Consider the following 20,486-nt stretch of genomic DNA (forward strand, 5'->3'; position numbering starts at 1 on the left):
TGTGCATGCCTCTTTTTCTTCATTATATCAATGTGTGACGTTAAAAACTACCTGTATTCACTTGTTCTGGTCTTGAAACTGGCTTTGTGAGCTCTGTTCCTTTTTCGTTCACAAGCTCTGCCTTTCCGTTTACCTTCACAGACACGCTTTTCACATCTGGCAACTCTGTTAATGTCAGCACAATGCTATCAAGAACTTTTTGTGAAATGACCTTTTTCTTTTCATCTGCACTGCCAAAAATGGATTCATTGAAATCAAGTGTCACATGACCGTCTTTTACTTTCGGGACATCATTCAGCTTCACATCTTGATCAAAGTCTGTCAGCAATTGGCTTGTTTTGCTTGGCCCAGAGACGAGCTCATCAATGGCTGCTGTAATTGGATCATCATCGTCTTTTGGTGCTCTTTTGGTCACAGGGACATAGTACGTCTGTTTATCAGATTCAGCTAAATAGTAGACAGTCACAGGCTTTGTCGATGTCATATCAGCCGCAGCCTCGTGCTGAATATTAATGCCGTCCTCTCTGCTTAAATCATCTGAAATCGGCGTCCCATTCACAGGCATCTCTTTTAATTCATGGCCATTCATCTTTAATTTGACTTTGGCTACTGAATCAAACTGCGTTAATGTCCAAGTGACCGATTGCAAAATGCGCTGTTCGTCTTCTTTTTTATAGTTTTTGAATTCATTTGAGAAATCCACAACCGCAGTGCCATCTTTAATATCGACAGATACGCTCGTGTCCGCCGGCAGCACGGCTCTGAACCCATTTGGCATCAGGTTAGAAATCGGTCCCCCGTCTACGAGGTATTCAAGTGTTTGTTTCGCACTTCCTTCGTTTTTCGGCAGCGGAATGGATTGAGACACAACATACCCATTTTTATCAATTAAATATAATTCTCTCATGACGGTATCTGCTTGCTTCTCTTCTTTTCCTTCTTTGGCTGTTTGTTTCTCTTCTTTATTTTCTTTCACAAATGTGACATTTTGTGGTGGATCAATCTCTGTTTTCGCTTGGTCTGTTTGAAACAATCCGCATCCTGATAAAAGCATGGCTGACGCAATACACGTAACAGCTGCTGTAGTTCCTTTTTTCAGCATACTTCACCCTCCTCTAGTGGTTTGTACTAGTATGTATACGAGCTCCCTCAGAGGATTAGACCCTTTTCATAAAAAAATAACCCACTTCCATGAGAAGTAGGTTATTGCTGATATACGTGTTCAAGCGAAACCGTTTCGACCTTTCCTGGCAGGTAGCCGAACCAGTCTTGAGCGATGTTTTGAAAGTTTTGCTGCTGCCCTGTTGTATAAAAAGTATGAACAGGCTCTTCCTTCGAATCATTTAACAGCCCTTTATATGAAAGAATGGTGCTCGCTTCTCTCGCAGTCTCGTCTCCTGAAGAAATGATGTTGACGCCACTGCCCATAAAGCGCTGAATCGGTTCTTTTAAAATCGGGTAGTGTGTGCAACCAAGAATGAGCGTATCAATGCCTGTTTCTTTCATCGGTTCAAGAGAAGCCTTTACGACTTCATCTGCTGTATGATCTAAAAACGTACCACTTTCCACAAACGGCACAAGCATTGGACATGCCAGACTTTGAACAGTTAGTCCTGCTTTTAAAGAAAGCAGTGCTTCTTTATAGGCTTCACTTTTGATCGTATTGGCAGTGCCGATCACGCCAATATGCTGATTGTTTGTCACTTTGATCGCTGTGCGGGCTCCGGGCTGGATCACGCCAATGACCGGGATATCAAGTGTTGCTTTAATTTCATCAAGTGCTATCGCCGTCGCAGTATTACACGCAATGACAAGCATTTTAATATGGTGGTGTCTTAATAGGTAGTGCGCCATTTCCCATGTATATTGAAGAACCTCTTCTTCTGCTCGAGGGCCGTATGGACATCGTTTTGTGTCGCCTACATAAATAATTTTTTCTTTTGGCAGTTGTCTCATGATTTCCTTCGCAACGGTTAAACCGCCTACGCCGGAATCAATCACGCCGATTGGTTGATCCAACAAAATCGCCTCATTTTCTTTTCATTTGCTGCTGTAGTTTCGTTAAAGATTGGTTGAAAACGATGGCTTCTTCTTCTGAGAAAGCCCCTAGAAGTTCGCTGACGTATTCTTGGCGTTTGACAATCACTTCTTGAATGATCCGCTCACCTTCAGGCAATAAATGAATGCGAACCACGCGGCGGTCAGACGGATCTTTCACCCGTTCAACAAGTTCACTTTTTTCCATTCGATCAATTAAATCGGTTGTCGTGCTGCAAGCCAAATACATCTTTTGTGATAGCTCACCTATTGTCATATCTCCGAATTCATAAAGCCACTGAAGCCCTACAAATTGAGGAGGTGTAATCGTATATTGATTCAGAATTTCTCTACCTTTTTGCTTAATGATTGCAGCAATATGGCGCAATGATTTTTCAATTTCTGCAACATGGCCTGACTCATTCGTTTCCATTTCATTGATACCTCACTATAGCATCTCACTTTGATTAAAACGTACATTCCTATTTTCCTCGTTTTTCAATGAAATTGCAAGAAGAGACTCATGGAAACGATATAGAAATAACCGGCTCCTCCCTGGTGCGGAAGGAAAACCGGCTGACGTTAGAGCTCTAGCTCACCCATACGCAGAAGCTCGACTACGGCCTGTGAACGACCTTTAACTCCTAGCTTTTGCATGGCATTCGAAATATGATTTCGAACAGTCTTTTCGCTAATAAAAAGCTCGCTTGCAATTTCTTTTGTTGTTTTATCTTGGACGAGCAATTCGAATACTTCTCTTTCTCTTTTGGTTAATAGCGGCTTGGATTGAAACTCTTTCTCCTTCAAGTATTGTAACCCTCCTTGCTAAGGTGAGAGCTCTAGTCTCTATAGAATGGGATTCTGTATAGTCGAGATATCATATGCCGGGTACTTGAGGTAGGTGACGTTAAAATCGAGAATTCCCGCAGAGCAGCGTCCAATTTCCTCGCCTTCAAACCGCACAAAAAAGGACGAGTCCCCTATAGAGACATCGTCCTTTATCAAACAAGCTTTTAAAATATCGAAATGGCTCCTGTTAAAAGAGCAATAAGTGTTGTAAACAGGGCTGTGAGTACGGTCCATAGCAGTGCGTACTTTTGCAAATCACCAATATCTTTATTCAACATACTCACAAGCAGTAATGTGGAAGCGACAAGCGGACTCAGCAAATGGACAGGCTGTCCGATAATAGAGGCGCGCGCAATTTCCACTGGATCAATTCCGTAAGCTGCGCCGGCTTCAGCTAAGATTGGCAGTACCCCGAAATAATAAGCATCATTTGAAAGAACAAATGTAAATGGCATACTCGTCAAAGCGACAATGAGTGGAAAAAATGAGCTGTATGAATCCGGAATCATGTAAATGACCAAGTTAGCAATGGATTCCACCATTTTTGTTCCCGAAAAAATGCCTGTGAAAATTCCTGCTGCAAACACAAGGGTAATGACCGTTAAGGCATTTCCTGCATGCGATAAAATCCGCTCGCGCTGATCTTCAACTTTTGGATAGTTGATCATAAGCGCAATGACAAAGCCAATGAGAAAGAGTACAGGAATCGGTACGATATCCAATACAAGTGTGGCCATGACAGCAATCGTCAGGAAGAAGTTAACCCAAATCAAGTTTGGTCTCTTCATATCAGCTACGCCATCTTCAATTGATGCCGCCAATTCAGGAGAGATCGAGACCTCTTCTTTATACTGAATCTCGGCAACCCCAATGCGCTTCCGTTCTTTTTTTCCAAGAACATACGCTGTAAAAAGGATAAAAAGACCGCCCCCTATCATCGTCGGGAGTAATGGAATGAAGAATTCCGCTGCATCTAAACCAAGTGCAGCAATCGCACGAGTAGCTGGACCGCCCCAAGGCGTCATTCCACTCATAATGCCTAGTGATAATAATGAAATCGTCCCTAAAATCAGTGGGTTCATCCCAATTCTTAAGAAAAGTGGCAACATAGCTGATACGGTAATCATGTACGTTGTCGTCCCATCACCATCTAATGCAACAAGCATAGACAAAATCGCTACCCCAAAAGCAATTTTGACCGGATCGCCTTTCACAAGACGTAAAATCAGTTTGATCAATGGGTCAAACAATCCAGCATCCAGCATGACACCGAAAAATAAGATGGCAAATAACAATAAAGCAGCAGATGGTGCAACGGTCTTGAGTCCATCAAGCATCATGTCCCCTAATCCGCTGTAAAATCCACCGATTAATGCAAAGATGATTGGCACAACGGTGAGAGCCACCACCGGATGCATACGTTTTGTCATAATAAGAAAGGTAAAAGTCACGACCATCAAGATCCCTAAAATAGCTAGCACTTCATATCCCTCCATCCTCTTCTTTACACGATCCACAAGCGCCCCTTTTGCACTTGCGGCCCGAAATGTTAGCGCTTTCTATTTCAAGGATATAATAGCTTTTTTTATAATGAAAATATCGATTTTTTCGTCTATTCAATAAATTTTTTTTATAATTAGCCTTGCTGACTTCTTAAAAACTCAATGAATGCTTTCACAACAGATAAATGAAGGGAATCCGGCTGGTACATGAGCCATGTATCTCTTAAAACAGGCTGTCCATCTTTATACGAAAGACCTTTTACAAATAGCTCATCACTTGGTCTAAGGCAAATTTCCGGGACAATGGCATAACCTAAACCATGCTTCACCATCTCTTTTGATGTATCTTGCCTGTCTGTCTCCATTGTCACAAGCGGAGGCATCGTGAACGTCTCCTGCCACCATCTGTTGATCAATCGTTTTAATGAACTATCCGTGTGATAGTCAATGAGTGGCAGTTTCGGAAGGTCCTTTAGCTGTATTTCTGATTTTGAAATGATACAAAGCCGTTCTTTATCAAGCAAAAATCGCTCTCCATTCCAGTCGTAATCTCCTCTTAAAATCCCTAAATGTACACTTGATGTACCTAATAAATCCATGACTTTTGTGCTCCATCCTGTGTTCACCATAAATTGAACATGTGGATACTGCTTAGAAAACTCTCTTAAAATTTCCGGCAATTTATATTGAGCAAAGTTACTCGACACCCCTAGTCGGATCGTTCCTTTGACCTTTTTTTGCATATTGAGCATGCCATCTTTCGTTTGCTGGAGCTGCTTGAGCATGTCATTTGCGTATTTAGCCAAGTATTCGCCCTCTGATGTAAATTCAATGCCTCGTTTTCTTTTAAAGAAAAGCTTCATGTCAAATTCCTCTTCAAGCTGTTTCAATCGATAACTTAAGGCAGGCTGCGAGACAAATAATTTTTCTGCCGCTTTTGTGATGTTCTTCTCTTCATATAGCACCTTTAAAAACCGCCAATCTTTCTCATCCATTGTGTGCCCTCCTTTTGACCTTGTTATAAAAATATTTTATCAGTTTCTCTTAAAATAATGTATTTAACTTATTTCTTATTATACTTTACCATTTTGATTAGATAAATAGTAACTAAACAATTGAGGGTGAGAGCAATGAGAAAAGTTCCAATCACAATCATGCGAGGCGGTACAAGCAAAGGGGTCTTCATTCAAGCCAATGATGCACCATATGAACACGATGAGCTCGAAGCATTTTTATTAGACATTATGGGCAGCCCTGACCGGCTACAGGTTGATGGAATCGGGGGCGGCAATTCTTTAACAAGCAAGGTGGCCATTATCGACAAAGCCACTCGTCCAGATGTGGATGTGAACTATACGTTTGCACAAGTCAGCATCAATGAAAGATTTGTCGACTTTAAAGGAAACTGTGGGAATATCTCATCAGCAGTTGGGCCGTATGCCATCATTAAAGGACTTGTCCAAGCAGTTGAGCCTGTCACAACAGTACGTATTCTGAATACCAACACGAATAAAATCATTGTGGCAGAGGTAGAAGTCGAGAACGGAGAAGTAAAATTTGAAGGACAGGCAGAAATTCCAGGAGTGAAAGGAACAGGTTCTCCCATTTATTTATCCTTTGAGAAACCTGAAGGCGCTGTCACAGGTAAAACCTTTCCGACTGGAAACAAAATGGATACGATCCAGACAAAGTTTGGAGAGATTCCGATCTCAATCGTTGACATTGCAAATCCAATCGCCTTTGTCCGTGCCAAAGATATTCAATTAAAAGGAACTGAATTGCCTGAGGAGTTTACAGACGAATTGCTGGATGATTTAGAAGAGATTCGTTCCATCGCTGCTGAAATGTGCCACTTTGCACCAAAAGAACTGGCCACATTACAGTCTCCAGCTGTTCCAAAGCTTGCAATTATCAGCGAGCCTGCTGATTATGTAGATACAAATGGAATATTGAGAAGAGCAGCAGATATGGACATCATCGTTCGGATGCTATCGATGCAAAGACCGCACCAAGCACTTGCCATTACCGGATCTGTCTGTGTGTCAGCCAGCTGTTTCATGGATCAAACACTTCCGGCACAGCTGTTTCAAGGTCAAGATGATACACTTCGAATTGGTCATCCTGCTGGTATTATGCAAACTGAAATTGATATCTCACAAAACAGAGTGAAAGTCATTCGAACCGCAAGAGAAATTCTAGATGGAGTGGTCTTTACAAAAAAAGACTACATGGTTCAACCTCAAATAAAAAGAGAAGCATAAATGAGACGTCATCATGTCGACAAAGAGCTAAAATGAACTGATTTTAGCTCTTTGTCTTTTTTTCAGTTTGAAGATCTTAAAGCAACTCCGTTCTAACATCGAATGCAACGGTTTGTCTACACACTCATCGAACGAGAAATTGTCTACTTGGGCGGTGCATCAATATCTCCTGCTGAATGGGCTTTTATATGTCCTTGATCATCTTTTAACTGAATATGACCATAACGGTTCACACCACAGCAAATCCCTTCCTGCCATGTTTGCTTTTCACGATCTAATGAAATACGAAGCGGTTGATTCAGCCGATATAATCGTTTGTTATAGAGGGCTGTGAGGGCTTCAAATCCTTCCATTTGCCAGCGTGCATGGTATTTTTCAAAGGCCGCTGCCAAATCTTTCACTAGCTGGTCCGCTTTCACCTCAGTCAGTTCTGATAGGCAAACGGTTTTATACGGAACGTGCTCCGGCTTTGTCTCTACATTGATGCCCACACCGATGTAAATGGCGCTGCGGTCTGCTTCAATTAATGTGCCAGATACTTTCGCTTCATTAATCAATAGATCATTTGGCCATTTGATTGCCAGCTGATCCTCTACTCTCATGAGTGGTTTGAGTACATCATAAATGGCGAGTGCCGTCAGCGGGGCAATCGTTGATTGGGTGGAGATATCTACTGGCGGTTTTACTGTCATCGTGACAGCCACATTGCCTGTAGGCGTTTCCCACGGTCTGCCAAGCCTGCCTCTTCCCGCTGTCTGCTGCCGGGCATATACAGCAAATGAAGGGGTTTCTCCTTGCTGAATAAGCCTTTTCGCTTCATTATTTGTACTATCAATGGTGTCGTATTGAAAAATCTTCATGCGCTCTCCTTTTGTTTCTTCTTCATTATGATTCTTTTATTATAACAAAATGAAACATGTGACCGTGATCCTTTAATGTCGCTGAGCCTGAAAAGTCTCTTTTTCTTCTTCTGTAAACGGCACAGGTGCCCCTGTATCTTTACTTATTTGCACCATGGTGACTGAGCCTGTAAAACACGGTTCTTGCTGTTCATTTTCTCCTAAATAATGAAGGATGAGAGAGCTTGATCCAACCTTTTCTGGCTTTACATACACTCGCAGTCTCTCACCGATCTCCACTTGCTTAATGTAATCACATTGAAGGTTTGCCACGACCGTAATCGTCTCTCGCGCACGCTTCATTCGTTTATCTACAATTCCCGTTTTTTGAAAGAAGGCAATCCGCGCCTCTTCAAAATACACAAACGGGGTGACATTGTTCATGTGACCAAACATATCCGTTTCTGAAAAACGGACGGTTGTTTCCACATAAAATCGAAACGATGCCCTCCACTCATCAAACGGTTCTTCAATATATGACGGCAGCCTCATTTGATCCACTCCTTATTCGCAAACAAAACGCCTCTCCCTTATTGGAAGAGGCGTTTGTTATGTTTTGCATCCAGCCTCTTGTAAACACTCATCATGATTGGCAAGGAGGACTGAATGTGATGTTATTCTGCGTGATCGCTTCCGAAGAAGTTACGGAAAGCTTGTAATGTTGTATCTCGGTTAAGTGCTGCAATTGATGTTGTGAGCGGGATTCCTTTCGGACAAGCCTGCACACAGTTTTGAGAGTTCCCGCAGTTTGCAAGACCGCCATCACCCATAATTTCTTCTAAACGGTCAGACTTATTCATTGCACCTGTCGGATGTGCGTTAAATAGACGAACTTGTGAAAGCGGTGCAGGGCCCATAAAGGAAGACTTATCATTCACGTTTGGACAAGCTTCAAGGCAGACACCACATGTCATACACTTTGAAAGCTCATACGCCCATTGACGCTTTTTCTCAGGCATTCTTGGTCCAGGTCCAAGATCATATGTGCCATCGATCGGCACCCATGCTTTGACTTTTTTCAATGAATTGAACATACGGCTTCGATCAACCTGCAAGTCTCTCACAACCGGGAAAGTTTTCATCGGCTGAAGACGAATCGGCTGCTCTAGCTTGTCAATTAGTGCTGTACATGACTGGCGAGGCGTTCCATTAATGACCATGGAACAAGCGCCGCATACTTCTTCAAGACAGTTCATGTCCCAGTTAATAGCCGTTGTTTTTTCACCTTTTTTATTGACCGGGTTACGTCTGATTTCCATGAGTGCGGAAATGACGTTCATATTCGGACGGTAAGGGATTTCGAATTCCTCATCATAAGGCTTGCCATCTGCTGTATCTTGACGTGTGATAATAAATTGAATCGTATTTTTTTCACTCATCTTATTTCTCCACCTTTTTCTTCGAGTAATCTCGTTTACGAGGTGCAATTAACGATACATCGACGTCCTCATAGTGGAATGCAGGTTTTTGGTTTTTCCCTTTGAACGTAGCCATCGTTGTTTTTAGGAATTCTTCATCGTTTCTTTCTGGGAATTCCGGTTTATAGTGTGCGCCTCGGCTTTCATTCCGGTTGTAAGCCCCAATCGTAATGACGCGTGCCAGCTGAAGCATGTTGTCAAGCTGACGCGTGAAGGCAGCGCCTTGGTTGCTCCATGAAGCTGTATCGTTGATGTTAATATGCTTATAGCGTTCCATTAGTTCTTCGATCTTCTGGTCTGTTTTTAAGAGCTTCTCGTTGTAACGAACCACTGTAACGTTATCCGTCATCCATTCTCCAAGCTCTTTATGAAGCACATATGCATTTTCTGTGCCATCCATGCTAAGGATGTTGTCCCATTTCTCCTGCTCTTTCTTCACGGCACTGTCGAATGTTGCAGATGATAAATCTTCTGCAGACTTTTCAAGACCGCTAATGTATTTCACAGCATTTGGTCCAGCAACCATCCCGCCGTAAATCGCAGAAAGCAATGAGTTTGCACCAAGTCTGTTTCCGCCGTGCATAGAGTAATCACATTCTCCGGCAGCAAACAAGCCTTTGATATTCGTCATTTGATCATAATCAACCCATAATCCGCCCATTGAATAATGAACAGCCGGGAAAATTTTCATCGGAAGCTTACGCGGGTCATCACCCATGAATTTTTCATAGATTTCAATGATTCCACCAAGCTTAATATCAAGCTCTTTTGGATCTTTGTGAGAAAGATCTAGGTACACCATGTTCTCTCCGTTGATGCCAAGCTTTTGCTCCACACATACGTCGAAAATTTCACGCGTTGCAATGTCACGCGGTACAAGGTTCCCGTATGCTGGGTACTTTTCTTCAAGGAAGTACCAAGGTTTTCCGTCTTTATATGTCCAAACACGTCCACCTTCACCACGAGCTGATTCACTCATGAGACGCAGCTTGTCATCTCCTGGGATCGCTGTTGGGTGAATTTGAATAAATTCTCCATTAGCATAATGAGCACCTTGCTGATAAACGATCGATGCAGCTGATCCGGTATTAATCATGGAGTTCGTTGATTTACCGAATACGATACCAGGGCCGCCTGTTGCCATGATGACAGCATCTGAACGGAAGGATTCGATTTCCATTGTCGTCAAGTTCTGTGCGACAATGCCTCGGCATACTTCCTCGTCATCTAAGACAGCGCCAAGGAATTCCCAGCCTTCATATTTCGTCACAAGACCCGCTACTTCATAGCGGCGAACCTGCTCATCTAGTGCGTATAATAACTGCTGACCTGTTGTCGCACCAGCAAATGCTGTACGGTGGTGCTGTGTTCCCCCGAAACGGCGGAAGTCCAGTAATCCTTCTGGTGTTCTGTTAAACATTACACCCATACGATCAAGTAAGTGGATAATGGACGGCGCTGCTTCACACATTGCCTTTACTGGCGGCTGGTTAGCTAAAAAGTCTCCGCCATATACCGTGTCATCAAAATGCTCATAAGGTGAATCTCCTTCACCTTTTGTATTGACCGCTCCGTTAATTCCGCCCTGTGCACAAACAGAATGCGAACGTTTCACAGGTACGATTGAAAATAGTTTAACAGCTGTTCCCGCTTCTGCTGCTTTGATAGTTGCCATGAGACCAGCTAAGCCGCCTCCGACAACGATGATGCTAGAATTACTCATTGTAGCCCCTCTCCCTCTTCTACTAATCTATTTCCTCTTAAACAAAAGCGAAAATTGCTCTTAGCCCTACATATGAAAGCGCTATAAATATACCTAATGTCACATATGTGGAGATTCTTTGTGAGCGTGGTGAAACTGTAATTCCCCAGCTGACAGCAAATGACCACAAGCCATTAGCAAAGTGGAAAATAGTAGATAAAACACCGACAATATAGAAACCTAGCATAAATGGAGAGCTTAAAATATTCGCCATCATGTCATAGTTTACTTCAGCTCCAAGCTGCGCTTGAATGCGTGTTTCCCATACGTGCCAAGTGACAAAAATCAATGTGATGATACCTGTAATCCGTTGCAGTCTGAACAACCAGTTTCTTAAGTAACTGAAGCGAGACGTGTTGTTTTGTGCCGTAAAGGCTATGTACACCCCATAAACAGCATGATAGATCAGTGGTAAGAAAATCACGAACAGCTCAAGTGCATATCTGAATGGAAGCTGTTCCATAAAGTGTGCAGCTTTGTTAAACGCCTCTGGTCCATTCGTCGCAAAGTGGTTAATCACTAAGTGCTGTACTAAAAATAGACCGACCGGAATGACGCCAAGCAAAGAATGCAATCTCCGATAAAAAAATTCTTTGTTCCCCGACATTACTTTACCCCCTAGTAAAAAAAGTGCAATTGCTTGAAAATTGTCTTACCCCCGCTTCTTTCAATTGTAAGCACTTTATTCAAATTTATTGACAATTTCATTTTACTCCTATGTCAAAAAAGCGTCAAGAAACCGCGTACATAAATTAAAATTTTCCGAAATTTAAAAGTTTTAAATCAAAATTCGTTTTACTACAATAAGAATTTCTTAGACTTCAGGGAAAACTCTGTCATCATATGCCCACATAAGCTATAATAAATTGTTGAAAGAGGGGAGCCATACAATGAATAAATTCGAATCTAACTTAGAACAGCTAAAAGAAATTGAAGTCAATGGATTTGCCTACGAGCTGATACGCGAAGTTCTGCTGCCTGACATTCTTGGTCAGGATCATTCATCTATGATGTATTTTGCGGGTAAACTGCTTGCTCGTAAATTTCCTCAAGAGTCATGGGAAAAGATCCCCGAATTTTTCCATGATGCCGGATGGGGAACTCTCACGATGGTCCATTCTAAAAAACAGGAAATTGAGTTTGAGCTCGAAGGTCCACTTGTATCGAATCGACTCAGCTATCAAAAGGAGCCATGCTTTCAAATGGAAGCAGGTTTTATCGCTGAACAGATTCAGCTTCTCAATGAGCACGTGGCTGAATCCTATGAACAAGTAAAAAAGCGTGCTGATAAAGTCATTTTAACCGTTAAATGGGATTTAAGAGACCCTAGCTAACACTGTTTATGAAAGGCGATGACTTCGTGTCACGCCTTTTTTATATACCCTTCTATCATAGCACAGTTGGCGTAACGGTTTACGCACGTTTTTCTTTCTTCATATGCTGATGATTTCCAATATAAAAAAGAGGTGTATCTTTTTATGGGATACACCTCTTTTGAAGATTTAAGAATGAGCAGCGGCGCTCACCTTTGATAATTCAAACGCATCATGAAGGGCTTCTACCGCTTTCACCATATCTTCACGATCAACGACTGTGGAGACTTTGATCTCAGACGTACTGACCATTTTCACTTGAATGTCTTTTTGAGCTAATACAGCGAACATTTCAGCCGCAACGCCTGGGTTTGAGACCATACCAGAGCCAACGATAGATACTTTGGCTAATTTGCTTTCTGTCTCAATCTGCTCATAACCAAGCGCACCTTTGTATTCTTCTAATACTTCAACTGTTTTAGACAAATCATCCGTTTTCACAGAGAAAGAGATGGAGGTCTGATTGGTGCTTGTGACAGACTGAATGATGATATCGACATTGATATTTTGCTTTGCAAGTGTCGTAAAAATCGTCGATAGCGTTGTTAAACCGCTTGAAAGGCCACATACCGTCACGCGTGTCATCTGATCTTCAAATGCAATGCCTCTTACAACTAAATTTTGTTCCATGGATGATTCCTCCTCAATTAACGTACCCGATTCATTTTCAATACTAGAACGGACTTCTAGTGGGATTTGATAATTTTTCGCAAATTCGACCGCTCTCGGATGCAGCACACCTGCTCCTAAATTGGCTAACTCAAGCATTTCATCGTAAGAAATTCCTGCAAGTTTTCGCGCAGACGGTACATAACGAGGATCTGTTGTAAACACACCTGGTACGTCCGTATAAATATCACATTTGTCCGCTTTGAGTGCCGCAGCTAGTGCCACTGCTGTCGTATCTGATCCACCACGCCCAAGTGTTGTAATATGTAGATCATCCGCAATTCCTTGGAAACCTGCTACAACGACGACTTTTCCCGCACTCAGTTCTTCTTGGATTCTTTCTTCATCGATGTCCACGATTCTTGCATTTCCGTGCACCTTCTCTGTTTTCATCCCAGCTTGCCAGCCTGTAAAGGAAATCGCATCATAACCTTTTGCTTGGAGCGCCATCGCTAATAATGAAATGGTCACCTGCTCACCAGTTGTCAGTAGCATATCCATTTCTCTTTTGCTTGGATCATCTGTGAGTTCTTTCGCTAGGTCTACTAGAACATCCGTTGATTTGCCCATCGCAGACACAACCACGACCACATCATTTCCTGCCTCGCGTTCAGCGATGACTCTCTCTGCGGCATTGCGAATTTTTTCTGTCGATCCAACAGATGTTCCACCAAATTTTTGTACAATTAGTCCCATGTCTACCACCCTTTTCCAAAAGATCACGTGTGAGAGAAGAGGCTGCGGAGACTGCTCTCTGCACTGCAAATAAAAAAGCAATGAGAGAACAAATCTCCCATTGCTTTAAAATCATCATCAAACGATGCAAACAATGAGATAGCCCTCCAAGAAATGAATTCTTGACAGCCCTACATTTCTTCAATGTACAGCCAGCGAATAAAATGAGTGGATTTTATTCACTTCGGCGACGCTCCCCTTTCAGCCCTCTTCCTAGATCCCCTCGATCTCTGAAGGCTTACTCTTGAAGTTCGCACCTCTATCTTCAACAAACAACACGTTCATTTATTAAATTAGTCACATCTTAACAGACTTTTGGAAAAAGTACAATCTATTTTTTTAATGCCTCCATTAAAAGTTCAGCCGTTTGTTTCGGAATACCAGCGTCCTGAAAATCCTGGATAGAGGCTTCTTTCATCTTTTTCACAGAGCCAAAATGTTTAAGTAACTGCTTTTTGCGCTTTTCCCCGATACCTGGGACATCGTCTAGAATAGACTGGAATGCATTCTTCCCGCGCAGCTGCCGGTGAAAACTAATCGCAAATCGGTGCACTTCATCTTGAATACGCTGCAATAAATAAAAGGCCTGACTATTCCGCTCGAGCGCAACAATTTCAAGCGTATCACCCATCATAAGATTCGATGTCCTGTGTTTTTCATCTTTCACTAGACCTGCCACAGGAACAGACAGATTTAATTCATTTTCGAGCACATCTATGGCTGCGTTGATTTGTCCTTTTCCTCCGTCAATTAAAATCAAATCAGGAAGCGGCAGTTCATCCTTTAACACACGGGTATACCGCCTTCTAATGACTTCACGCATGGAGGCATAATCATCGGGGCCCTCAACGGTTTTAATTTTGTATTTTCGGTACTCTTTTTTATACGGCTTCCCGTCTTGGAAGACAACCATAGCGGATACGGGGTCTGCTCCTTGGATATTGGAGTTATCAAACGCCTCAATCCGGTATGGCATATAAATATTGAGTGCATCGCCAAGCTGCTCCACTGCACCAATTGTCCGTTCTTCATCACGCTCTATAAGCGAGAACTTTTCTTTGAGAGCGATTTTGGCGTTTTGGTGGGCAAGTAAAAGCAAATCCTTTTTCTTTCCTTTTTTCGGCTGATGAACATTCGTTTCAAGCAATTGCTCAATCAATTCTTGATCGACGCTGTCTGGCACCAAAATTTCCTTCGGCAGAAAGTGGTTGTTCTTTTCATAAAACTGCCCCATAAACGTGAGAAATTCTTCCTCAGGGTCTTGATACATCGGAAATAGGCTGACATCACGTTCAATTAATTTTCCCTGTCTGATGAAGAAGACTTGGACACACATCCAGCCCTTATCATAAGCATAGGCAAACACATCGCGATCGGATAAGTCACTCATCGTCATCTTTTGCTTTTCCATCGTTGAGTCAATGTATGCGATTTGATCTCTCAGCTCTTTTGCCCGCTCAAATTCTAATTGTTCGGCCGCTTCTTGCATCTTCTCTGTTAATTCTTTCTTGATTTGCTGATGTCCTCCGTTTAGAAATCTTGTGATTTCGTCGACGAGCTGTTTATTCGTTTCTTCAGAAATATCATACACACACGGAGCAAGACAGTGTCCAAGATGATAATAAAGGCAGACTCGGTCAGGGAGTGTCGCACATTTTCTAAGTGGATATAAACGGTCGAGCAGCTTTTTCGTTTCTCTTGCTGCTTGTACGTTTGGATATGGACCGAAGTATTTCCCTTTATCCTTTTTCACATTGCGGGTGACAATCAGCTTAGGATGACGTTCATTCGTAATTTTAATAAAAGGGTACGTTTTGTCATCCTTGAGCATGACATTGTATTTCGGGTCATATTTTTTGATTAAATTCAGCTCTAAAATAAGTGCCTCAATATTTGAAGAGGTGACAATGTATTCAAAGTCTTCGATTTCACTGACAAGCCGCTGCGTTTTGGCATCATGAGATCCTGTAAAATAAGAGCGGACCCTATTTTTTAATACCTTTGCCTTTCCCACATAAATGATCGTATTTTGTCTATCTTTCATTAAGTAACAGCCTGGTTGATCAGGTAAGACTGACAGCTTTTCTTTGATCAATTTGTTCATTTTTTCATCCGTCCTTGTTTTCCTCTTTCACTCCTTCTAGTGTATCACGAACATTTGTTTTATACCACGATGAAAGAAAAGCGGCTCTCGACTATACGAGAACCGCTTTCGAGATCATGCCACGTGGGCATAGATCGGTTTATAGATGTTTGTTTACAAGCTCAGCTAGTGCTTCTTTTGGTTTGAAACCAACAGACGTTTCGACGACTTCACCGTCTTTTAAAACAAGAAGTGTTGGGATACTCATAACGCCGTATTTACCAGCAGTTTCTTGGTTATCATCCACATCAATTTTTACAATTTTCATTTTATCGCCCATTTCTTGATCAAGTTCTTCAAGAACTGGAGCAATCATTTTACAAGGTCCGCACCAAGGTGCCCAAAAATCTGCAAGAACAACACCTTCTGCAGTTTCTTGTGAAAATGTTGCGTCAGTAGCTTTTACGATTGCCATTATTCATTCCTCCAATGTAAATTATGCTTTTTAGTATAGCATCTACCAATGTGACTTGCGAATGAAATGCTTACGAATCATTTTTTATGAAATGAATTAAAAAACAAACCGTATGATCGCACCAATAACAACAATCGCACCGATGATCATCAGAATGGTTCTAAGCATATGACATGACTCCCTTTCCGCTTCATTTACAATGTATGATGCCCCAACATTCTTCTCATCAAACATTGAAATATGCGATCAAGCCAGATCGACGGTCAACATTACAACCGACATAGGCGGCAGATCAATAGTCAGCTCGCCGTGCTTAACAGCAAATTGCCGAAAGTCCGCAGGCTGAACGGAATGAGGATCATCGAACGTGTTGTGCGCATTCATCCGATCAGCAGTCAGCACACGGCCAGTGACCTTCGTTTTTGCAACGATTCCCTCTATCGCAAGAGATACGTCTGCTTTTTCATGAGGATTCACATGACATAAACTAATATGCATCTTGTCAGATGACCGCGAGGCTGACACACTGACTTGAGGGATTTTTTCACCCCGGCGTTCATACGAAGGAGCATTCAATTCTACTTCAAGCGCTTCTTCTTCTTGATGCACTTGAAACATATGAAATACGTGATAGGTAGGTGTCAGGAGCATCTTTTCGTCCTGCGTTAACACCATCGCTTGCAGCACATTGACGGTCTGGGCAATATTCGCCATATGAATCCGCTGGCAATGGCGATGAAAAATATGAAAATGCAAGGCACAGACTAGAGCATCTCTTAATGTGTTTTGCTGATACAAAAACCCTGGATTTGTCCCCGGTTCTGGATCATACCATGTCCCCCATTCATCAATAATCATCCCGATTCGCTTGTCTGGGTCATAACGATCCATGATCTCTCCGTGATCTACAACAAGCCGCTCCATTTCAGACGCCTTTTTCAGCGTTGTAAACCACTCATCCTCATCAAAATCAGTCGCTGACCCTTTCTTCTCCCATGTTCCTGGGACCGTATAGTAATGCAAACTGAGCCCATCCATCCATGGCGCTGCACGCTCCATTAATACTTTTGTCCAATTCACATCATTTGAATTCGCACCACATGCGATTTTGTAAATGCGCTGACCAGCAAACTCTCTCACATACGTTTGGTAGCGTTTATATAAGTCTGCATAATACTCTGGCGTCATATTTCCACCACATCCCCAGCTTTCATTGCCTACACCAACATACGTCAGCTCCCACGGTTCTTGTTTTCCATTTTGAATCCGCCAATCCGACATAGGTGTCCCTTTAGGAAATGTGATATATTCAATCCATTCTGCTAATTCTTGAACAGAGCCGCTTCCAACGTTTCCACAAATATAAGGCTCACATTCAAGTAATTCACACAGTCTCATAAATTCATGTGTACCAAACGCATTTGATTCAACGGTGCCACCCCAATGAGTATTCACCATCGGCTTTCGTTCACTCAGATCACCGACGCCGTTTGCCCAATGATACTCGTCTGCAAAACAGCCGCCCGGCCACCTCAGCACCGGGATATGTAAGGCTTGAAGTGCCTTTAGTACATCGGTACGAATCCCCTCAATATGGTCAATCGATGAGTCTTTCCCTACCCAAATGCCGTCATAAATTCCTCTTCCTAAATGCTCTTGAAAGTGTCCATAGATGTGTTTAGAAATGCGTCCAATCACTTCATTCACTTTTACTGTCCCATTCACTTGTAAACCGCTCCTTTGTTTCGTGATGACATACAAAAAAACCCAGAATACCTAGGCATTCTGAGTGTATGAGCGTTAAGAATGGATATTCATCTTTTTTAACTCTTCATTTAAAAGCGGAACGACTTCGAATAAGTCACCGACAATTCCGTAATCGGCAATTTTGAAGATTTCAGCTTCTGGGTCTTTGTTGATCGCAACAATGACTTTACTGTTGGACATACCGGCTAAATGCTGAATAGCTCCTGAAATCCCGCAGGCAATGTAAAGGTCAGGTGTGACCACTTTACCGGTTTGACCAATTTGCAGGGCATAATCGCAGTAGTCAGCGTCACATGCACCACGCGAGGCACCGACTGCTGCGCCAAGCGTTTGGGCAAGTTCTTTCAACGGTTCAAAGCCTTCTTTGCTCTTGACCCCCCTGCCTCCTGCGACAATGACCTTCGCTTCAGATAAATCTACACCTTCTGATGTTTTTTTAATGACTTCCTTCACGATCGTTCTTAGGTTTTGAATATCGACAGAAACTGGCGTTACTTCTCCGCTGCGTGACGCATCACGCTCCAGTGGTGCCACGTTGTTTGGGCGGATAGTAGCCAAAAGCAGACGATCTGTTGAAATGACTTTTTCAAAAGCTTTTCCTGAATAAATCGGTCTAGTGAAAACAAGATGTTCACCGGTAACGCTTACATCTATTGCATCTGAAATTAAGCCAGTTTGCAGGCGTGCAGCTATTTTAGGTGACAAGTCTTTTCCGATCGATGTATGACCGAAGAGCACTGCATCAGGATTGACTTGATCTAATATTGCTTGAAGCGCCTGCGCAAAACCATCAGACGTATAATAAGAAAGATGCGGGTGCTCGACGATCATCACATGATCCGCTCCATAATAAAGCAGTTCATCCGCTTGATCTTTGACGTGATCCCCTATTAAAACGCCAATCACTTCACCGCCATCAGCCACCTCGCGAGCGGCAGCAATCGCTTCAAAAGTCACATTTCTTAATTTACCGTCACGACTTTCTCCAAGTACAACAACTTTTTTACTCATCCTTTAAGCTCCCCCTTGTTCTCGTGATATCGTAAAGTGGATGTTTAGATGACTTTTGCTTCATTTCTTAGCAGGTCTGTCAGTTCCTTGACCTGATCCTGAAGCTCGCCGCTCAGCACCTTGCCACCCTCTTTTTTCTCCGGTAAAAAACGTTCAATGGTTTTGATTTTATATGGCACATCGTCTTCATCTAAATCTAGATCGTCTAATTCTAATTCTTCTAAAGGCTTTTTCTTTGCCTTCATGATGCCTGGTAACGATGGATAACGAGGCTCATTGAGACCTTGCTGCGCGGTGACCACTAGCGGGAGCTCGGCAGAAATCACTTCCACATCACCCTCTGCATCTCGCTCAATTGAAGCTGAGCCGCCGTCAATTTGAATACTTGTAATGGTTGTGACATATGGAAAGCCGAGTAATTCAGCAAGACGCGGGGCCACCTGTCCAGACCCGCCGTCAATCGCTACATTCCCTGCTAAAATTAAGGAAGCTTCTTTATCTTTGAAATAGTGATATAGAATCGTAGAAGCGGAAAACTGATCCCACTCCTCCAAATCATCTTCAACATTTAATAAAACGGCTTGATCGCAGCCCATTGCAAGTGCTGTTCTAAGCTGTTTCTCCGCATCTTCATTGCCAACTGTCACGACCGTTACTTCTCCCCCGTGCTCATCCCGAAGCTGAATCGCTTCTTCAATTGCGTACTCATCATAAGGATTAATAATGAACTCTGCCCCATCTTCTTGAATAGCACCAGACTGAATAGAGATTTTCTCTTCCGTGTCAAACGTACGCTTCATTAAAACAAAAATATTCATTCATTTCTCCCCCTTGTGTCGTACTAATCCCTTATTCCCCTTTAAAATTCGGTTTACGCTTTTCGATAAAAGCCTGGATGCCTTCTTTGGCATCATTCGACTGGAACACCTCAGCAAACTTTTTGGCTTCCAGCTTCATTCCGCCATCATATGAGTACACTTTTGTCGCATTCAATAACTCAAGCACATACTCAAGTGTTTTAGGGCTTTTCGCTGCAAATTTCGCAGCCAATGTTTTGGCTGTTTCCAGCGCTTCTTCTTCTGTTTCCGCAAGTTTTGAAACAAGTCCGCAGGCAAATGCTTCTTCTCCTGTAATCGGCTCAGCTGTTCCCATCATTTCAAGTGCTTTAGCTGATCCAACATAGCGAGGCAGGCGCTGCGTTCCGCCGAATCCTGGGATAATACCGAGATTTAATTCCGGCAGTCCCAGCTTTGCATCTTTTGTTGCGATTCGAATATCACACGACATCGCCAACTCAAGCCCGCCGCCTAATGCTGCCCCGTGAATGGAAGCAATCACCGGTTTTGGACATTGTTCAATTCGTTCAAACACTTGCTGTCCTCTGTCTGCAAGGCTGGCATAATCAGACTCTTCCTGCAAGGTCGTAAATTCTTTAATATCAGCACCTGCTGAGAAAAATCTACCTTCTCCATGAATGACAATAGCTCTCACTTCACTGTTTTGCTCAAGCTGATCAAACATGTCGTTGAGTTCAGTGAGAAGCTGAGAGGATAAGGCATTTGCAGGTGGGTGTTGAATCGTGATGAGTGCTGTCTGTTCGTCTTGGTGTAAGCTAAGTATTTTTTCCATGTCAATCATCCTTTTT

20 protein-coding genes and 1 riboswitch are annotated in these 20,486 nt (G+C 42.6%); of the genes, 2 read left to right on the forward strand and 18 right to left on the reverse strand.

Annotated elements, in window-relative coordinates:
* Nucleotides 1–40: 40 nt before the first annotated feature.
* The 6 genes from MKY11_RS13150 to MKY11_RS13175 all read right to left on the reverse strand — a co-directional run bounded on the left by MKY11_RS13150 (nt 41) and on the right by MKY11_RS13175 (nt 5,383).
* Nucleotides 41–1,102 carry a GerMN domain-containing protein gene (locus MKY11_RS13150; RefSeq protein WP_035701809.1) on the reverse strand — a complete coding sequence of 354 codons (1,062 nt, stop codon included), beginning with the start codon at nt 1,100–1,102 and terminating at the stop codon, nt 41–43.
* Between the two features lie 101 nt (nt 1,103–1,203).
* Entirely contained in the window at nt 1,204–2,022 is an 819-nt protein-coding gene (gene racE, locus MKY11_RS13155) for a glutamate racemase (RefSeq protein ID WP_089374140.1), read from the reverse strand.
* 7 nt (nt 2,023–2,029) lie between these two features.
* Nucleotides 2,030–2,470: a MarR family transcriptional regulator gene (locus tag MKY11_RS13160; RefSeq protein ID WP_007501606.1), complete on the reverse strand. Its 441-nt coding sequence runs from the start codon at nt 2,468–2,470 to the stop codon at nt 2,030–2,032.
* Nucleotides 2,471–2,619: 149 nt separating this feature from the next.
* Nucleotides 2,620–2,844, reverse strand: coding sequence for a spore germination transcription factor GerE (gene gerE / locus MKY11_RS13165; RefSeq protein ID WP_003184172.1), 225 nt, complete (start codon nt 2,842–2,844; stop codon nt 2,620–2,622).
* Nucleotides 2,845–3,050: 206 nt separating this feature from the next.
* A complete protein-coding gene (locus MKY11_RS13170; RefSeq protein WP_024718630.1) occupies nt 3,051–4,367 on the reverse strand; it encodes a citrate:proton symporter in 1,317 nt (438 codons plus the stop codon).
* A 155-nt stretch (nt 4,368–4,522) separates the two neighbouring features.
* Nucleotides 4,523–5,383, reverse strand: a complete 861-nt coding sequence (locus tag MKY11_RS13175) for a LysR family transcriptional regulator (RefSeq protein WP_007501609.1) — start codon at nt 5,381–5,383, stop codon at nt 4,523–4,525.
* A 135-nt stretch (nt 5,384–5,518) separates the two neighbouring features.
* On the opposite strand from MKY11_RS13175, the gene MKY11_RS13180 reads away from it, so the two are divergent.
* Nucleotides 5,519–6,649 (forward strand): PrpF domain-containing protein, encoded by a 1,131-nt coding sequence (locus tag MKY11_RS13180; protein ID WP_017367811.1) that lies wholly within the window; start codon nt 5,519–5,521, stop codon nt 6,647–6,649.
* Between the two features lie 143 nt (nt 6,650–6,792).
* Here MKY11_RS13180 and MKY11_RS13185 read toward each other — a convergent pair whose 3' ends face one another.
* The 5 genes from MKY11_RS13185 to MKY11_RS13205 all read right to left on the reverse strand — a co-directional run bounded on the left by MKY11_RS13185 (nt 6,793) and on the right by MKY11_RS13205 (nt 11,335).
* Nucleotides 6,793–7,509, reverse strand: a complete 717-nt coding sequence (locus tag MKY11_RS13185; protein ID WP_125589921.1) for a biotin--[acetyl-CoA-carboxylase] ligase — start codon at nt 7,507–7,509, stop codon at nt 6,793–6,795.
* A gap of 72 nt (nt 7,510–7,581) precedes the next feature.
* Nucleotides 7,582–8,040 (reverse strand): thioesterase family protein, encoded by a 459-nt coding sequence (locus MKY11_RS13190; RefSeq protein ID WP_073413707.1) that lies wholly within the window; start codon nt 8,038–8,040, stop codon nt 7,582–7,584.
* A gap of 122 nt (nt 8,041–8,162) precedes the next feature.
* A complete protein-coding gene (sdhB, locus tag MKY11_RS13195; RefSeq protein ID WP_008345969.1) occupies nt 8,163–8,927 on the reverse strand; it encodes a succinate dehydrogenase iron-sulfur subunit in 765 nt (254 codons plus the stop codon).
* A 1-nt stretch (nt 8,928) separates the two neighbouring features.
* Nucleotides 8,929–10,689: a succinate dehydrogenase flavoprotein subunit gene (gene sdhA, locus MKY11_RS13200; RefSeq protein ID WP_008345971.1), complete on the reverse strand. Its 1,761-nt coding sequence runs from the start codon at nt 10,687–10,689 to the stop codon at nt 8,929–8,931.
* 37 nt (nt 10,690–10,726) lie between these two features.
* Nucleotides 10,727–11,335: a succinate dehydrogenase cytochrome b558 subunit gene (locus MKY11_RS13205; RefSeq protein ID WP_007501622.1), complete on the reverse strand. Its 609-nt coding sequence runs from the start codon at nt 11,333–11,335 to the stop codon at nt 10,727–10,729.
* Between the two features lie 283 nt (nt 11,336–11,618).
* Here MKY11_RS13205 and MKY11_RS13210 point away from each other — a divergent pair, with 283 nt between their 5' ends.
* Nucleotides 11,619–12,062: a YslB family protein gene (locus MKY11_RS13210; RefSeq protein WP_008345974.1), complete on the forward strand. Its 444-nt coding sequence runs from the start codon at nt 11,619–11,621 to the stop codon at nt 12,060–12,062.
* A 168-nt stretch (nt 12,063–12,230) separates the two neighbouring features.
* Here MKY11_RS13210 and MKY11_RS13215 read toward each other — a convergent pair whose 3' ends face one another.
* From MKY11_RS13215 to MKY11_RS13245, 7 genes are all read right to left on the reverse strand, one after another.
* Nucleotides 12,231–13,466 carry an aspartate kinase gene (locus tag MKY11_RS13215; RefSeq protein WP_326110785.1) on the reverse strand — a complete coding sequence of 412 codons (1,236 nt, stop codon included), beginning with the start codon at nt 13,464–13,466 and terminating at the stop codon, nt 12,231–12,233.
* 131 nt (nt 13,467–13,597) lie between these two features.
* Nucleotides 13,598–13,775: riboswitch (Lysine riboswitch) on the reverse strand.
* Nucleotides 13,776–13,836: 61 nt separating this feature from the next.
* Nucleotides 13,837–15,609: an excinuclease ABC subunit UvrC gene (gene uvrC / locus MKY11_RS13220; protein WP_342501478.1), complete on the reverse strand. Its 1,773-nt coding sequence runs from the start codon at nt 15,607–15,609 to the stop codon at nt 13,837–13,839.
* A 139-nt stretch (nt 15,610–15,748) separates the two neighbouring features.
* Nucleotides 15,749–16,063 carry a thioredoxin gene (gene trxA, locus MKY11_RS13225; RefSeq protein ID WP_007501629.1) on the reverse strand — a complete coding sequence of 105 codons (315 nt, stop codon included), beginning with the start codon at nt 16,061–16,063 and terminating at the stop codon, nt 15,749–15,751.
* Between the two features lie 246 nt (nt 16,064–16,309).
* Nucleotides 16,310–17,788: an alpha-N-arabinofuranosidase gene (locus MKY11_RS13230; protein WP_039166891.1), complete on the reverse strand. Its 1,479-nt coding sequence runs from the start codon at nt 17,786–17,788 to the stop codon at nt 16,310–16,312.
* A 75-nt stretch (nt 17,789–17,863) separates the two neighbouring features.
* On the reverse strand, nt 17,864–18,841 hold the full coding sequence (locus MKY11_RS13235) for an electron transfer flavoprotein subunit alpha/FixB family protein (RefSeq protein WP_039166889.1): 978 nt from the start codon (nt 18,839–18,841) through the stop codon (nt 17,864–17,866).
* A 44-nt stretch (nt 18,842–18,885) separates the two neighbouring features.
* Nucleotides 18,886–19,659 (reverse strand): electron transfer flavoprotein subunit beta/FixA family protein, encoded by a 774-nt coding sequence (locus MKY11_RS13240; protein WP_035391188.1) that lies wholly within the window; start codon nt 19,657–19,659, stop codon nt 18,886–18,888.
* Nucleotides 19,660–19,690: 31 nt separating this feature from the next.
* A complete protein-coding gene (locus tag MKY11_RS13245; RefSeq protein ID WP_017358245.1) occupies nt 19,691–20,470 on the reverse strand; it encodes an enoyl-CoA hydratase in 780 nt (259 codons plus the stop codon).
* Between the last annotated feature and the right edge of the window lie 16 nt (nt 20,471–20,486).

It is taken from the genome of Bacillus sp. FSL W7-1085 (genome assembly GCF_038595035.1).
Lineage (GTDB): Bacteria > Bacillota > Bacilli > Bacillales > Bacillaceae > Bacillus > Bacillus altitudinis.

Excerpts from the sequence above, each read along its gene's own strand:
- MKY11_RS13205 (WP_007501622.1), bottom strand. The coding sequence starts at position 11,335 with ATGTCGGGGAACAAAGAATTTTTTTATCGGAGATTGCATTCTTTGCTT.
- MKY11_RS13235 (WP_039166889.1), bottom strand. The coding sequence starts at position 18,841 with ATGAGTAAAAAAGTTGTTGTACTTGGAGAAAGTCGTGACGGTAAATTA.
- uvrC (WP_342501478.1), bottom strand. The coding sequence starts at position 15,609 with ATGAACAAATTGATCAAAGAAAAGCTGTCAGTCTTACCTGATCAACCA.
- MKY11_RS13185 (WP_125589921.1), bottom strand. The coding sequence starts at position 7,509 with ATGAAGATTTTTCAATACGACACCATTGATAGTACAAATAATGAAGCG.
- MKY11_RS13215 (WP_326110785.1), bottom strand. The coding sequence starts at position 13,466 with ATGGGACTAATTGTACAAAAATTTGGTGGAACATCTGTTGGATCGACA.
- MKY11_RS13175 (WP_007501609.1), bottom strand. The coding sequence starts at position 5,383 with ATGGATGAGAAAGATTGGCGGTTTTTAAAGGTGCTATATGAAGAGAAG.
- MKY11_RS13210 (WP_008345974.1), top strand. The coding sequence starts at position 11,619 with ATGAATAAATTCGAATCTAACTTAGAACAGCTAAAAGAAATTGAAGTC.
- MKY11_RS13245 (WP_017358245.1), bottom strand. The coding sequence starts at position 20,470 with ATGGAAAAAATACTTAGCTTACACCAAGACGAACAGACAGCACTCATC.
- MKY11_RS13150 (WP_035701809.1), bottom strand. The coding sequence starts at position 1,102 with ATGCTGAAAAAAGGAACTACAGCAGCTGTTACGTGTATTGCGTCAGCC.
- MKY11_RS13190 (WP_073413707.1), bottom strand. The coding sequence starts at position 8,040 with ATGAGGCTGCCGTCATATATTGAAGAACCGTTTGATGAGTGGAGGGCA.
- MKY11_RS13240 (WP_035391188.1), bottom strand. The coding sequence starts at position 19,659 with ATGAATATTTTTGTTTTAATGAAGCGTACGTTTGACACGGAAGAGAAA.
- sdhA (WP_008345971.1), bottom strand. The coding sequence starts at position 10,689 with ATGAGTAATTCTAGCATCATCGTTGTCGGAGGCGGCTTAGCTGGTCTC.
- MKY11_RS13180 (WP_017367811.1), top strand. The coding sequence starts at position 5,519 with ATGAGAAAAGTTCCAATCACAATCATGCGAGGCGGTACAAGCAAAGGG.
- sdhB (WP_008345969.1), bottom strand. The coding sequence starts at position 8,927 with ATGAGTGAAAAAAATACGATTCAATTTATTATCACACGTCAAGATACA.
- trxA (WP_007501629.1), bottom strand. The coding sequence starts at position 16,063 with ATGGCAATCGTAAAAGCTACTGACGCAACATTTTCACAAGAAACTGCA.
- MKY11_RS13160 (WP_007501606.1), bottom strand. The coding sequence starts at position 2,470 with ATGGAAACGAATGAGTCAGGCCATGTTGCAGAAATTGAAAAATCATTG.